This window comes from Streptomyces sp. CA-251247 (assembly GCF_050952975.1).
Classification (GTDB): Bacteria; Actinomycetota; Actinomycetes; order Streptomycetales; family Streptomycetaceae; genus Streptomyces; species Streptomyces achmelvichensis.
Map to the genome: position 1 here is coordinate 832,355 of NZ_CP191861.1, position 13,742 is coordinate 846,096.

The window sequence follows — 13,742 nt, forward strand, 5'->3', positions numbered from 1 at the left end:
GGTCGCAACCCCCGTACTCACGGCCGGAGTGGCGACATCGACTGACGATTCCGGACACGGCCCAGGCCAAGGCTGCCCGCTGCGGGGGCTTCCCGCACGGCGAGCGGGGTCCGCGGGGTTCGCGCGTCCCCGCCCGCCGTGCGGTCATGCCTGCCGTCCTCCGGCTACGACGCCCGTGCTCCCGCCGCCTGCCGGGCGATCCGCAGCTCCACGCTCCGGGTGTTTCCGCCCACGGTCACCGCGAGCGTCACCGTGCCCGGTCTGAGCGCCGTGAGCCGTCCCGTCGCCGGGTCGAACGCCGCCGCGTGCCGCCGGCGGGCGTCGTCGGGGTCGCCGATGTACAGATTCAGCGATCCCGTCCAGTCCGCGCTGACGGGGAAGGCGACCGGGACCGTGCGCGTGCCCTGCACGATCGTCGCCCGGACGTCCGCACTGTTCCCGGGAGGCAGCGATGTGGGCGCCTCCAGAGTGAGGGCGTCGACATGGGCCCGCGTCTGGACGGACACCCAGTCCGGCCGCCCCTCCCACGGACGGTGCCGGGCGATCAGCTGCTCGGCCGAGCTCACCTCGTCGACCCCGACGAGCGACCATCCGGTGAAGCCGCCCTCGCCGGCCGGGCCCGCCGGTGCCTTCCCCGAGTTGCCGTTGACGAGATACGGGACCCCGTCCACGTGCTCGGCGTGGAAGACGCCCACATGGCTGCCGATCAGCCCCGCGCCCTTTCCTGTCGTACGGCGGAAGTCCGCGAGCCACCGCTCGATCAACGCCGCTTCCTTGCGGTCGCCGAGCTGACTGCCCTTCTGCACGGTGGGATCGCGCGGCGGCACATGCTCGACGACCATCACCGAACCCACGGACGGGTCCTTCGCCGCCGCGTCCAGCTGGGCGCGTACCGCCTTGATCTGCTCGAAGCCGCCCCCGCGCAGCGTCAGGCTCGATGTGTCGAGCGTCAGGAAGCGGGTGCCGCGATGGTCGAAGGTGCGGTGGGCGGGGCCGAACTCGGCGATGAAGTTGTCGATTCTGCCGCCCATCACCTCGTGATTGCCGGGCACGTAGTACCAGGGCAGATCGCCGCCCAGTTCCTCGGTGAGCACCTGCCGGGCGAACGCCAGGTCCGCTGGTGATCCCTCGTCCACGAGGTCGCCGTTGACGACGACGAAGTCCGCCCCGGACGCCTTGATCTCCCTCAGGGTGCGCCGGGCCTGCCGGACGATCGCGCTGTCGGGGTCGCGGGCGACGAACTGGGCGTCGGACATGACGGCGAACCGCCAGTCCCGGTCCCCGGTCTCGGCAGCGGAGTCGATCAGCGGATCGGCGCCACGCGGCTGGTCCGGCAGCGCGGTGTCGGGCGGGACCTGCGCGGACAGTCCGTCGATCACGACGCGTCCGGTGTACTGCCGGGCCGCGGCGGTCTCCGCGAGGTAGAAGCGGTGCACCGACAACGGTATGGCGACGCCCGCCGGCACGCTGAAGGTGACCTGACGCCAGCCGGTCCAGTCGACGTACGGCCCTCGCAGCAACTGGTCCGAGCCCGCCGCGTCCTTCAGATGCAGGGTCGGCCAGGCGCCGTTGCCGTCTCCGTCGATCCACAGGGTGAAGGACTGCGGGCGCCCCGGTACGGGAATCGGCTGCGGCGGGTTGGCGTAGGCGGCTCGTGTGGCGGTGGAGCGGGTGAAGTCGTAGGTGAGTTCCAGTCCGGTGCCGCTCTGCCCGTCGGGGACGGCCGCGACCGCGCCGGCCGCGCGGGCGTGGGTGAAGGTCCAGGAGCCGGCGTCGTCGAAGGAGGAGACCGGCTGTTCGGCCAGGCCCACACTGACGGCCAGGGATGTGGTGACGCCCGCGGCCGTGGCGGTGATCTGCCCGGCGCCGCCACCCGTGCGGGAGGTCACCGTGAAGGCACCGGCGCCGTCGTCCTCGACGTCGAACCTCGTGTGGTCGTAGGTGAGTTCCACATCGGCGGGTTCGACGGGGGCACTGTTGCCCTGTGCGTCGTGACCGACGATGCCGAAGCTTCCGGTGGCGTCGCCGTCGGCGAGCCCGATGCGCCGGGTGGTCGGCTCGATACGGGCGAGATCGTCGAGCACGGTGAGTTCCGCACTGCCCTGCGCACCGGCTCGTTCGGCGCGTATCACGGCCGTACCGCTGCCGCGGGCGTGGAAGATTCCTCGCTCGTCGACCCGGCCGACGGAGGGCCGCAGCGACCGCCACCGGGGTGCCCCGGCCGCCGGCCCGTAGCTCTCGTCGTATCCGGCGGCGGTCAGGCGGCGGGTCAGCCCCGGGAACACCCGCTCCGGGTGGCCGCCCCTGACCGGGTCGGCGGTGGGCGCCGAGCCGGGCGGGGTGCGGGTCTCCACCCAGAAGCCACGGAGCCTGCCGCTGCCGTCGGGCGCGGTGAACGCAAGTCCGTTGGGGACGGTCCGCTCGCTGCCGTCGGAGGGACTGTTCTCCACCTGGAGCGCGTCGCTGCCGGGTTCGCGGGCGAGCAGCGTGGACGAGCCGCCGCCGTCGAGGTTGAGCGCACTGTAGGCGCCGGCCCGCTTCATCATCAGACCGAGTTCGGTGAGGGTGACTCCGCCGCTGTCGGTCTGCCGTCCGTCGACGGTGATGACCTGCATGGCGCTGCCGTCCTGGGAGAAGCCGACGGCCGTGCGGGGGGCGGCGATGTTGTTGCCCTCGCCCTCGTGGTTCTGCGGTGTGCCGTCGACGACGAGGAGTTCGCGGCCGCCGACCGCGGTGCGCGGGACGGGGCCGCTGTCGGTGCGCGGCCGGTACTCCGTCGACACCGGGTCGCCGGGCCGCAGCGCGGCGAGCGCGGTCGCGCCGGCCTCCCGCCCGACGAGCACGGTGATGCCGTCGGCGACGGGTCCGCTGCCCGGCCGGTCGGTGACGGAGACGACCTTGCCGTCCTGTACGAGCGCCTCGGCGACGGGGGTTGCCGCATCCACGGTCAGCGCACGGTCGGCGCTGCCCCATGCCGCGTTGTAGGCCCCGATGCCGCCGGGCGGGACGTTCGCGGCGTTGTAGGCCGCGAGCGGGTGCTGCCCGCCGGGCAGGGTGAGCGTGCCCTCGAAGTAGAGCTGGAGGACGCGTCCCGCGCCTTCCGGCCCGATGCCGACGGCACGGTTGGCTCCGTCGGCCGGCGAGTGGGTGACCTTGCCGTCCTTGATGCCGGGGCCCTGCGGGGCGCCGGTCTGGTTGATGTCGAAGAAGTCCGCGTTGATCGCGGCGACCGTGCGCCGGCCGGGGCCCGCGTCGTGCGCGGCCGCGAGCCGGGACACCGTGGAGCGTTCGGAGACCTTGCCCGAGGACAGGTAGTCGGCCCGCACCCGGCCGTCGTCGAGGTCGACGGAGAGCGCGTCGACCCGGAGCCATGTGTCGGACTCGAGCCGGTCGTACGAGGTGAGCCGGACGCCCGGAGCGATCGGCCGGGAGCTGCGCGCCGTCTCGATGCCGTCGCCGTCGGCGACGGATCTCGCGCTGCCGGGCGGTCCGCTCGCAGGGGGCGGCGCAACGGGACGCAACATTTCCGCCGCGTCGCGCGGGCGGGGGTCGGGGGTCGAGTCGGCGGCGGCCGGGGAGACCCCCGCCGCCAGGGCGGACGCCGTCGCGATCAGCACGACGGCCCGTCTTGCTCTGCCTGGGATCACAACTACTCCTGGATCACGGCTGGTTGAGCGCGCAGTAAGCGCTGTCGGCGGACAGCATCGCGGCGCTCGGGCCGTTGCACCAGAGGGCTTGAGGGACCGTCGGGAGAACAGGCGCTGTCATGATCGTGGACGCCTCGCGATCCTGACGGCCCCGGCCGGGCCACATTCGCGAAAGAATGCCGTAACAATTCACCATGCGAGACGACTCCCACAGCGCATTGACGCGACCTGAAATCGCTGCCATTCTCGCCGATGTGAGTCAAGCTGACATTCTCGTATCGCGCCTGCACGTCGACCTTCGACGGCACGCCAGCGCACTCTGTGCCGCCGGCCGCTGAAACACGCCCAGCTGACCTCTCTTCCCGCGCACGTCCCTCCTCCAGTGGACTTCTGACGGCCTGAAACCTTTCGCGCCCGTCACGCGGTGATGACACCCGGCAGGACCTTTCCCGGCATTTCCCTGCCGCCTTGCGCCGATTCTTTCCTGAATGCATTGCGTCCTTCTCGCGCGCTTTTCAGGCACCTTCGCGTACCCGAAACGGAATGACATGACTTTCTCCAGGCGAAGCTTCCTCGTGCTCTCCGGCATCTCCGCACTCGCGGCCGCCGGGTGCGGCACCGCGAGTGGCAGCGGCATCCGTAATACCAAGACACTCCGCTATCAGGGCTCGGCCGGCGCCGTCACCCCGCCCGAACTCGCCGCATCACTCGGCTATCTGGGCGATCTGAAACTCGACTGGGTGGGCGACACCATCAGCGGGCCCCAGGACATCCAGACCGCCGCCTCGGGCCAGACCGACTTCGGCGGCGCGTTCAACGGGGCCGTGGTCAAACTGGCGTCCCGCAAGGCTCCCATCAAGGCGGTCATCAGCTATTACGGCTCCGACAAATACGCCTTCAGCGGCTTCTACGTCACCGAGAACAGCGCGATTCGTTCCCCGCGCGACCTCATCGGCAAAAAGGTCGGAATGAACACCCTCGGCGCCCATCACGAGGCGATGCTCGACATCTACCTCAAGAAGCACGGGCTGAGCCGCGCCGAGGCCAAGCAGGTCGAGCGCATCGTCATACCGCCCGTCAACACCGAGCAGTCGCTGCGCCAGCGGCAGATCGACGTGGGTGTCCTCGGCGGCATCCTGCGCGACAAGGCCCTGGAGGCGGGCGGGGTGCGCAAGCTGTTCAGCGACTTCGACCTCCGCGGTGCCTTCAGCGCCGGCACCTACGTCTTCACCGAGCGCTTCATCAAGCAGAACCCCGAGACGGCGAAGACCTTCGTCACCGGGGTGGGCAGGGCCCTGGACTGGTCCCGTACGACACCCCGCGAGGAGGTCGTCGCGAGGATGACCGAGATCGTCGCCCAGCGGAAGAGGAACGAGACCGACGCCGCGCTCAAGTACTGGCGCTCCTACGGCGTGTCCGCGCCCGGCGGCCGGATCGCGGAGAAGGAGCTGTCGGACTGGGCGGACTGGCTCACCGAGCGCGGCGACCTCGAGTCCGGCCGGGTGAAGGTGCCGGATCTCTACACCAACGAGTTCAACGCGGGCAAGAAGACGGGGAGCTGACCGATGACGGCGAAAATCAGTTTCCAGGGTGTCGGCAAGACCTTTCCCGTACGCGGAAAGCAGACCCCGGTGACAGCTCTGGACGGTATCGACCTCGACATCGCCGCCGGCGAGTTCCTGGTGGTGGTGGGCCCGAGCGGCTGCGGGAAGTCCACACTCCTCGATCTCCTCGGCGGACTGGCCGAGCCCTCCGAGGGCCGCATCCTGCTGGACGGCCGGCCGGTCTCCGGACCGGGTCTCGACCGCGGCATCGTCTTCCAGCAGTACGCCCTGCTCCCCTGGCGGACCGCTCAGGGCAACGTGGAGTTCGGGCTGGAGGCGACCCGGGTGCCGCGCCGCGAGCGGGCCGCCCGGGCCCGGGAGTACCTCGCGCTGGTCGGTCTCGACGGCTTCGAGGACCGGCATCCGCACGAGCTGTCCGGCGGTATGCGCCAGCGCGTGGCGATCGCCCGCAGCCTTGCATACGACCCCGATGTGCTGCTGATGGACGAACCGTTCGCGGCGCTCGACGCCCAGACCCGCGAGTCGCTCCAGGACGAGCTGCTGCGGATCTGGCAGCGCACCGGCAAGACGATCGTGTTCATCACGCACGGCATCGACGAGGCGGTGCACCTCGGGCAGCGCGTCGCGGTGCTCACCTCCCGGCCCGGCCGGATCAAGGAGGTCGTACCGATCGACCTCGGTGACCGCGATGCCGCCGCCGATCCGCGTTCCAGCCTCGCGTTCGCGCACCACCGCCATCAGATCTGGAGCCTGCTGCGCGACGAGGTCAGCCGCGCCCAGCAGCAGGAGAGGGAGGCCGTCACACCATGAGCATCACCACCGAGAAAGCCGCCACGGCGACTGCCGAGCAGGCTCCGACGAAGGTCCCCGAGACGGCCGTCCCGGCACGGAGCGGGGATGCGACGCCGGCGGCCCCCGTCCGCAAGGGCACACTCCCCCGCGTGGCCGGCTTCACCGGGCGCGTGCTGCTGACCGTGGCCACCAGGACGGTCGCCGTCGCCGCGCTCCTGGCCCTGTGGGAGATCGCCCCACGCCTCGGTCTCGTCGACCGGACGTTCCTGCCGCCCTTCTCCGAGGTCGCCGTCGCCTGGTGGGGACTGCTGACCGACGGTCTGCTCGCCCAGCACGCCCAGGCCAGCTTGGTGCGGTCGCTGTCCGGATTCGGGCTCGCGGTGGCGCTCGCCGTACCGCTGGGACTGCTCATCGGCTGGTACCGGCCGCTGGCCGACCTCCTCGGACCGCTGCTGGAGGTGTTCCGCAACACCGCAGCGCTGGCGCTGCTGCCGGTCTTCGTCCTGCTGCTCGGCATCGGGGAGACCTCGAAGATCTCGATCGTGCTCTACGCGTGCACCTGGCCCATCCTGCTGAACACCATCAGCGCCGTACGCAGCGTCGATCCGACGCTTCTGCGGCTCGCCCGGTCGATGGACCTGCCCGCCCCGAAGATCTTCCAGAAGGTCATCCTGCCCGCCTCGGTGCCCACCGTCTTCACGGGCATCCGGCTGGCCGGCGCGGTCGCCATCCTCGTCCTGGTCGCCGCCGAGATGGTGGGCGCCAAGGCCGGCCTCGGCTACCTCGTCAACTCCTCCCAGTTCAACTTCGCGATCCCCGAGATGTACGCCGGGATCATCACCATCTCCGCCATCGGTGTGGCCTTCAACCAGCTGCTCGTGGCCCTGGAGCGCCGCTTCACCTCCTGGCGCACCCCGACCGGAAACTAGAGGAAACAGCAGATGCCAGCCGAGACTCCCCGTCAGTTCCATCTCAACGCGTTCCTCATGAACGCCGGCCACCACGACGCCGCCTGGCGCCATCCGCGCACCCATCCGGAGCGCATCACCGATCTGTCCTACTTCCAGGAGCTGGCCCGCACCGCCGAGCGCGGGAAGCTGGACTCGCTGTTCCTCGCGGACGGCGTCGCTCTGTGGGGCAACGCCCGTTACAACGCGGTCGGCGGTTTCGAACCGCTCACCCTGCTCTCCGCGCTGGCCGTCGCCACCGAGCACATCGGACTGATCGCCACCGTCTCGACCACCTTCAACGAACCCTTCCACGTGGCACGGAAGTTCGCCTCGCTGGACCATCTGAGCGGCGGCCGCGCCGGCTGGAACATCGTCACCTCGGGCAATGTCGCCGAGGCCAGGAACTTCGGCCGCGCGGAGCATCCGGAGCACGCGCTGCGCTACGAGCGTGCCTCCGAGTTCCTCGATGTGACGAAACAACTCTGGGACAGCTGGCGGGACGACGCGCCCGTCATCGACCGCGAGCGCGGGGTCTACTCCGAGGAGGGTGCGGTCAGTGCCATCGGCCATCGCGGTACCCACTTCCGGGTCGACGGACCGCTCAATGTCCAGCGCTCCCCCCAGGGCCATCCGCTGCTGGTGCAGGCCGGATCGTCCGAGGACGGCAAGGAGTTCGCGGCCCGGTACGCGGAGGCCGTCTTCACCGCCCAGCAGACGCTGGCCGACGGGCAGACCTTCTACAAAGACCTGAAGTCACGGCTCGCGAAGTACGGCCGCGGACCGCAGCAGCTCAAGATCCTGCCCGGCATCTGCCCGGTCATCGGCGGTACGGAGGCCGAAGCGCTGGCACTCGAAGACGAACTGACGGAGCTACAGGTACCCGCGTACGGGCTCCAGCAGCTGTCGGGGATGCTCGGCACCGATCTGACCGGACTGCCACTGGACGGCCCGCTGCCCGACCTCCCGGAAGAGCAGGACATCAACGGCAACAAGTCCCGCTTCACGCTGGTGGCGGAGCTCGCCCGGCGCGAGGAGCTCACCATCCGGCAGCTCATCGCCCGCCTGGGCGGCGGTCGCGGCCACCGCGTCTTCGCCGGGACGCCGGAGCAGATCGCGGACCAGCTGGAGACGTGGTTCACCGAGGGCGCCGCGGACGGCTTCAACATCATGCCGCCGTATCTCCCGGGAGGGCTCGACGACTTCGTGGACCAGGTGGTCCCGCTGCTTCAGGACCGCGGTCTGTTCCGCACCGAGTACACCGGGCGCACTCTGCGCGACCACTACGGCCTGGAGCGCCCCGCGGGCCGGACCGCTGTCGCCTCCTGACCCCTCCCGCCCACTGCACAGCCCTGCCACAGCACTGCCCAAGCCCTGTCGAAAAGCCCTACCGAAAGGCAGCATCCGCATGAGCAGCACCGGTTTCGACATCCGCCGCATCGGCGGCCGCATCGGCGCGGAGATCCTCGGCGTCGACATCTCCGGGGAGCTCGACCCCGCGATCACCGCCGAGATCAACGCGGCGCTCCTGGAGCACAAAGCGCTCTTCTTCCGTGACCAGGACCTCGACGACGCGGCCCAGATACGCTTCGCCTCGCTCTTCGGCGAACTGACCACCGCCCATCCGACGGTGCCGTCCGTCGACGGCCGGCCGAACATCCTCCCAGTGGACGGCGACGAAGGCATCCGCGCCAACCAGTGGCACACCGATGTCACCTTCGTCCGCACCCCGCCGAAGGCGTCCACGCTGCGCAGCCTGGTCGTCCCTCCGTACGGCGGCAACACCCTGATCGCCAACTCCGCAGCCGCCTACCGGGATCTGCCCGACGCGCTGCGTGAGCTGGCCGACCGGCTGTGGGCCGTGCACACCAACGCCTACGACTACGCGGCGCCGAAGTCCGAGAAGGCGGCCGAGCACCGGCGGCAGTTCGTGTCCACCAAGTACCGCACCGAGCACCCGGTGGTGCGCGTCCACCCCGAGTCGGGCGAACGGGGCCTGTTCATCGGAGGGTTCGCCCAGTCCCTGGTGGGTCTGTCGCCGTCCGAGTCCCGCGACATCCTGCGGATCCTCCAGGCGTACGTGACCCGCCCGGAGAACGTGGTGCGCTGGACGTGGGCTCCGGGCGACCTGGTCCTGTTCGACAACCGCATCACCCAGCACTACGCCCCGGACGACTACGGCGACCTGCCGCGCCTGCTGCACCGGGTGACGGTCGCGGGAGACGTTCCGGTCGGCATCGACGGCACGGCGAGCCGGATCGTCGAGGGTGACGAGGCCGCCCACTACACCCCGGCCGTGGCCTGACGCTCCGCACCACACGGCGGGCCGGACGTCCTGTGACGTCCGGCCCGCTTCTCAGGTCGCTCTCACCGGCCCGTCACGGGGCCGGCGTGCGGTGTCAGGCGGTGTTGCGGCGCTTGCGCGCGGCCCACATGATGCCGCCGCCCGCGACGATGACCACGGCGGCAGCGCCGGCGATCAGCGGGGTGGAGCTGGAGGAGCCGGTCTCGGCCAGGTCGTCGCTGCCCGCGTTGGGGGTCGGCGCGCTGGAGGGGACCGGGGCGTCGGAGGTGGGCGGCGTGGAGCTCGGCGCCTCGGACGGGGTCGGAGCGGAGGAACTCGGGGTGTTCGACGGCGTCGCCGACGGCGGCGGGTTGTCGTCGTCCTCGCACACCGGCGCCGTCTTGGTGTCGTCGACCGAGAACTTCTCGCCGTCGCTCGCCTTCACGACGAGTCGGAGGGTGAGCTCCTTGTCGTGCTTCGGAAGCTCGAGCTTCTTGTGGAACTCGTTCTGGAACGTCTCGGTGGGCAGCAGGTCCTTGCCGTCCGCGGTGATCGTCACGGTGTTCTCGGACCTGGCGCCGTAAGCGGTCAGATCGACGCTCACCTCGGTGCAGGTCGCCGACCACTTCGGCGTGTGGGCGAACGCCGGTCCTGCGGCCAGGCCGACGCCGAGGACGCCGGCGGCCGCGGCCGCTATGAGGGCCCCGGAACGCCGCCGCGATGTGTTGCTGGTTGTCACTGATTCCTCCACTGTTGCCGCGCCACCCTTCTGGCGGTGCGCGCACAGTACCGCCACCACCTCAACTGTGGGCACCCACCCCACCCCCCTCATCCGGTTTCTAAACCTCCTTATTACCCGGGCTTGTCACAGCAGTTGACGTGAAGCGATCGGCCGCGCAGGAGTTCGCGCAGATTGTCCCGGGGTACCTGGTCACGGCACTCGTCCATGCCGCCCGGCACGGCCGGTGCTCAACCGGCCCCCTACATACGGTGAGGACAGTGGATCGCCGACAAACCGACGCCAGGACCCGGATCACCGTGCTGGTCGCGCTCGCGGCCAACCTGGTGATCGCCGCCGCAAAAGCGGTCGGTGGGCTCGTCACGGCGTCGCCCGCACTGCTCTCCGAGGCGGCACACTCCGTCGCGGACAGCGTCAACGAAGTCTTCCTGCTGGTCGCACTGCGCCGCAGTCGCCGCTCGCCCGACGCCAGGCATCCGTTCGGCTACGGCAAGGAGCGCTACTTCTGGTCACTGCTGGCCGCCGTCGGCATCTTCGTGATGGGCGGCTGCTTCTCCTTCTACCAGGGCGTCCACGCGCTCGGCGAGGACCAGCAGGAGTCGCACGCCGGCTATCTCGCGGGGCTGGCGGTCCTCGCCGTCGCCCTGATCGCCGAGGGCAGTTCACTGGTGCGCGCGCTCTACCAGTTGCGCAGGCAGAAGGAGGGGGCGGCCGATCCCGCCCTGCGCACGGTCATCGCGGAGGACGGTACGGCCGTGCTCGGTGTGCTGCTCGCGATGGCCGGAATGGGCCTGCACATGATCACCGGTCAGGTCGTCTGGGAAGCGTCCGCCTCCCTCGCCATCGGCCTGCTGCTGGTGTACGTCGCCTACCGGCTCGGCCGCGAGGCCCGTGACCGGCTGATCGGCGAGGCGGTGACTCCCGAACTGCGGGAGTCCCTCAGGGAATTCCTCGACGGCCAGCCCGAGATCGACAACGTCGCAGAGCTGCTCACCATGCGGCTCGGGATGGACTCGACCCTGGTTGCCGCCCGGGTCGATCTGACACCGGGGTTCGACAGCGAGGAGGTCGAACTCGTCTGTGTGCGGATCAAGGGGAGGATCGCCGCCACCTGGCCGCAGGCCGACCATGTCTTCCTGGACATCACGGAGGCGCCCGCGGCCTGAAAGGACCGAGGCGCCCGCGGCACCGGAGGTGGTCGGATCAACGCCCCCGCAGCGTCGTCGGATCAGTGCCTGTGCCGTGTCGTCGCATCAGTCTTCCGGCTTGTTCGGCTGGGACTGCACGTCGTCGGCGTGCCGGATGCGGGCCCAGGCAGGCAGCAGGAACCAGCAGATGACGAACCAGAGAACCATCGCGACCACGAGCCAGATGGCCAGGGAGTTGTGCAGCGCCACCCGCAGGATGAGCAGCAGTGCGGAGGCCATGGTGCAGAGCAGGAGGACGAGCCCGAGGACGGTGAGGCGGGAGGCCCACACCACCGTCTGCGGCTTCAGTCGCTTGCCGGTCAGCAGACGATGGAAGGACACGGGCCCTATGAGCGCCGCGGTGGTGGCCGCACCCAGCATGACGGTCGCCACATAGATGTCCTGATCGGTCTCCGACAGACCGGTGAACCGGGGCTGGAAGACCACGGTCAGCAGAAAACCGAACAGGATCTGTACACCGGTCTGGGCGACGCGCAGTTCCTGGAGGAGATCGGACCATTTCCGGTCGGCCCTTTCCTCCTCCGTCTCCTCACGGCCGCGATCCCGGTCGGCCTCTGTCCGCGCCATCGGGAGCCTCCCGTTCCGTCATGGATCCGCACGCCCGGCCCTATGCGGCGTCCTGCATGATTTCTCTGCGCAGCCGGTCGCAGGAATGGCTGATCAGCCTCGACACGTGCATCTGGGAGATTCCGAGATCCTCGGCGATGCTGCTCTGCGTCATGTCCCGGAAGAAGCGCATATAGAGAATGCGCCGCTCCCTCTCGGGCAGACGGCGCAGTTTCGGTTTGACGGCCTCGCGGTCGATGACCACGTCGAGCGCCGGGTCCGAGGTGCCCATGGCGTCGGCCATCGTGTAACCCCGCTCGGTACCCGGGATCTCCGCGTCGAGGGAGAGGGTGCTGAAGGATCCGATGGCCTCCAGTCCGGCTCTGGTCTCCTCCAGCGAAAGCCCTGCCCTGGCCGCGATCTCCTCCTCGGTCGGCGGGCGGCCCGAGACGGTCTGGGCGAGCTCGTGCTGGGCGGTCCGGACGCGATTGCGCTGGTCCTGGACCCGCCGCGGTACGTGCAGTGACCACATGTGGTCCCGGAAGTGCCGCTTCACTTCTCCGGTGATCGTGGGCACGGCGTAGCTGACGAAGGCGCAGCCGCGTTCGGGGTCGTACCGGTCGATGGCCTTGACGAGGCCGAGGGCCGCCACCTGGCGCAGGTCCTCCAGCGTCTCGCCGCGGTTCTTGAACCGGCCGGCGAGGCGTTCCGCCATGGGAAGCCAGGCGTTCACCAGTTCCTGGCGCAGAATATCGCGCTCGTGGCCTTCGGGGAGTTTGGAGAGCCGGTCGAATGCGGCCGCGGTGTCGGGGGCATCGTTGTGCATGTGCTTCGTGCTCGCGTGTGTGCGCATGATGCGCGCCACTCCCTTACCGTGCGAACGGGGATGAATGGCGTCCATGGCCGCTGGACTCGCTCACGCCGGGGGCGTGATTCCGCTCCACGGACGTGCCTCCGGTCCGAAGCACAAACTGCGCCTGCCCCTGTCGCATCGCATCAAACGCGGCGTTCCCGGGTCGATTCCCTTCACCCTTCAAACAGAAACGTCGACGGGTGGGCATCGCCATCTCCCCGGAAAATGCCGCACCGCATATTCAGCCGAGCGAATCGAGCCGCCTGCGAGCGGGCGCCAGCGACCGGCCGCGCGACAGAATCCCTTCCCACGGTTTGGTCCGGGCCTGTTCCAGAACGTCCGTCACCGTCCAGCGCTGCGCGGTCAGTTCGGGGTCCTTCACCTGCTCCCAGGTGATCGGGGTGGCGACGGGCGCGCCCGGCTTCGCTCGGATCGAGTAGGGCGCAACAGCCGTCTGGGCATAGGCGTTGCGCTGGATGTCCAGATAGAGGCGGCCTTCCCGGGCCTTTTTCCGTACGGCGGTGGTCAGCCGGTCCGGATCGCGCTCGGCGAGTTTCTCCGCCACGTCACGGGCGAAGGCGCGGGTCTCGTCGAAGTCCGCGTCTGCGGACAGCGGCACGATCACATGCAGTCCCCTGGACCCGGTCGTCATCAGCGCCGACGGCAGCCGGAGCTCGTCGAGCAGCTCACCGAGCTGCCGGGCCGCCCGGCGTACGGCCTCGAAGTCGTCCTCGGCGGGGTCCAGATCGAAGACCATCCGGTCGGGCCGCTCCAGCCGCTTCACCTTCGACTGCCAGCGGTGGAACGTGAGCGTGGCCTGGTCGGCGAGGAAGAGCAGGGTGGCCGTGCTGTCGCAGACCGGGTGAACCACCGTCCCGTCGGCCTTGTCCACCTCCACACGGTGGATCCACTCCGGGTAGGTGTCGGGTGTCTGCTTCTGCATGAAGCGCAGGCCGCCGATGCCGTCGGGATGCCGCTCCAGCATCAGCGGCCTGTCCTTCAGGTGGGGGACCATGAAGGGCGCGATGCTGCGGTAGTAGCCGACGATGTCCTCCTTGGTGAGGCCGTCGTCGGGGAAGAGCTTCTTGTCGGGCCGGTGGATCTCCACGGTGTGCTGTCCGGCCCGCACGCTCTTCGTACCCATCGTGCCTCCCTCGTTTC

Annotated in this window: 12 protein-coding genes; 7 read left to right on the forward strand and 5 right to left on the reverse strand. The window is 69.8% G+C overall.

The window, feature by feature from the left end:
• Positions 1 to 164 precede the first annotated feature (164 nt).
• The gene (locus ACQPWZ_RS03540; RefSeq protein WP_433570592.1) at positions 165 to 3,647 is read right to left on the reverse strand and encodes a phosphodiester glycosidase family protein; all 3,483 of its coding nucleotides are present in this window, start codon (positions 3,645 to 3,647) and stop codon (positions 165 to 167) included.
• Between the two features lie 194 nt (positions 3,648 to 3,841).
• Between ACQPWZ_RS03540 and ACQPWZ_RS03545 the strand changes: the two genes are divergently transcribed.
• From ACQPWZ_RS03545 to ACQPWZ_RS03570, 6 genes are all read left to right on the forward strand, one after another.
• Positions 3,842 to 3,985, forward strand: a complete 144-nt coding sequence (locus ACQPWZ_RS03545; protein WP_383233353.1) for a putative leader peptide — start codon at positions 3,842 to 3,844, stop codon at positions 3,983 to 3,985.
• 210 nt (positions 3,986 to 4,195) lie between these two features.
• Positions 4,196 to 5,209, forward strand: coding sequence for an ABC transporter substrate-binding protein (locus tag ACQPWZ_RS03550; RefSeq protein WP_433570593.1), 1,014 nt, complete (start codon positions 4,196 to 4,198; stop codon positions 5,207 to 5,209).
• A gap of 3 nt (positions 5,210 to 5,212) precedes the next feature.
• Positions 5,213 to 6,022, forward strand: coding sequence for an ABC transporter ATP-binding protein (locus tag ACQPWZ_RS03555; protein WP_433570594.1), 810 nt, complete (start codon positions 5,213 to 5,215; stop codon positions 6,020 to 6,022).
• Entirely contained in the window at positions 6,019 to 6,933 is a 915-nt protein-coding gene (locus tag ACQPWZ_RS03560) for an ABC transporter permease (protein WP_433570595.1), read from the forward strand. The genes ACQPWZ_RS03555 and ACQPWZ_RS03560 overlap by 4 nt, the downstream gene beginning before the upstream one ends.
• 12 nt (positions 6,934 to 6,945) lie before the next feature.
• The gene (locus ACQPWZ_RS03565; RefSeq protein ID WP_433570596.1) at positions 6,946 to 8,280 is read left to right on the forward strand and encodes an LLM class flavin-dependent oxidoreductase; all 1,335 of its coding nucleotides are present in this window, start codon (positions 6,946 to 6,948) and stop codon (positions 8,278 to 8,280) included.
• Positions 8,281 to 8,359: 79 nt separating this feature from the next.
• Positions 8,360 to 9,256, forward strand: coding sequence for a TauD/TfdA dioxygenase family protein (locus tag ACQPWZ_RS03570; RefSeq protein ID WP_340471657.1), 897 nt, complete (start codon positions 8,360 to 8,362; stop codon positions 9,254 to 9,256).
• Positions 9,257 to 9,350: 94 nt separating this feature from the next.
• Here ACQPWZ_RS03570 and ACQPWZ_RS03575 read toward each other — a convergent pair whose 3' ends face one another.
• Positions 9,351 to 9,974 (reverse strand): LAETG motif-containing sortase-dependent surface protein, encoded by a 624-nt coding sequence (locus tag ACQPWZ_RS03575; RefSeq protein ID WP_433570597.1) that lies wholly within the window; start codon positions 9,972 to 9,974, stop codon positions 9,351 to 9,353.
• 260 nt (positions 9,975 to 10,234) lie between these two features.
• Here ACQPWZ_RS03575 and ACQPWZ_RS03580 point away from each other — a divergent pair, with 260 nt between their 5' ends.
• Positions 10,235 to 11,140 (forward strand): cation diffusion facilitator family transporter, encoded by a 906-nt coding sequence (locus tag ACQPWZ_RS03580; protein ID WP_433570598.1) that lies wholly within the window; start codon positions 10,235 to 10,237, stop codon positions 11,138 to 11,140.
• A gap of 87 nt (positions 11,141 to 11,227) precedes the next feature.
• Here ACQPWZ_RS03580 and ACQPWZ_RS03585 read toward each other — a convergent pair whose 3' ends face one another.
• The 3 genes from ACQPWZ_RS03585 to ligD all read right to left on the reverse strand — a co-directional run bounded on the left by ACQPWZ_RS03585 (position 11,228) and on the right by ligD (position 13,725).
• Positions 11,228 to 11,749: a DUF6328 family protein gene (locus ACQPWZ_RS03585; protein ID WP_433570599.1), complete on the reverse strand. Its 522-nt coding sequence runs from the start codon at positions 11,747 to 11,749 to the stop codon at positions 11,228 to 11,230.
• 40 nt (positions 11,750 to 11,789) lie between these two features.
• A complete protein-coding gene (locus tag ACQPWZ_RS03590; protein WP_340471661.1) occupies positions 11,790 to 12,581 on the reverse strand; it encodes a SigB/SigF/SigG family RNA polymerase sigma factor in 792 nt (263 codons plus the stop codon).
• Between the two features lie 241 nt (positions 12,582 to 12,822).
• Positions 12,823 to 13,725 carry a non-homologous end-joining DNA ligase gene (ligD, locus tag ACQPWZ_RS03595; protein ID WP_433570600.1) on the reverse strand — a complete coding sequence of 301 codons (903 nt, stop codon included), beginning with the start codon at positions 13,723 to 13,725 and terminating at the stop codon, positions 12,823 to 12,825.
• Positions 13,726 to 13,742: the final 17 nt, after the last annotated feature.

Excerpts from the sequence above, each read along its gene's own strand:
- ACQPWZ_RS03570 (WP_340471657.1), top strand. The coding sequence starts at position 8,360 with ATGAGCAGCACCGGTTTCGACATCCGCCGCATCGGCGGCCGCATCGGC.
- ACQPWZ_RS03555 (WP_433570594.1), top strand. The coding sequence starts at position 5,213 with ATGACGGCGAAAATCAGTTTCCAGGGTGTCGGCAAGACCTTTCCCGTA.
- ACQPWZ_RS03550 (WP_433570593.1), top strand. The coding sequence starts at position 4,196 with ATGACTTTCTCCAGGCGAAGCTTCCTCGTGCTCTCCGGCATCTCCGCA.
- ACQPWZ_RS03585 (WP_433570599.1), bottom strand. The coding sequence starts at position 11,749 with ATGGCGCGGACAGAGGCCGACCGGGATCGCGGCCGTGAGGAGACGGAG.
- ligD (WP_433570600.1), bottom strand. The coding sequence starts at position 13,725 with ATGGGTACGAAGAGCGTGCGGGCCGGACAGCACACCGTGGAGATCCAC.
- ACQPWZ_RS03590 (WP_340471661.1), bottom strand. The coding sequence starts at position 12,581 with ATGCGCACACACGCGAGCACGAAGCACATGCACAACGATGCCCCCGAC.
- ACQPWZ_RS03565 (WP_433570596.1), top strand. The coding sequence starts at position 6,946 with ATGCCAGCCGAGACTCCCCGTCAGTTCCATCTCAACGCGTTCCTCATG.
- ACQPWZ_RS03545 (WP_383233353.1), top strand. The coding sequence starts at position 3,842 with ATGCGAGACGACTCCCACAGCGCATTGACGCGACCTGAAATCGCTGCC.
- ACQPWZ_RS03560 (WP_433570595.1), top strand. The coding sequence starts at position 6,019 with ATGAGCATCACCACCGAGAAAGCCGCCACGGCGACTGCCGAGCAGGCT.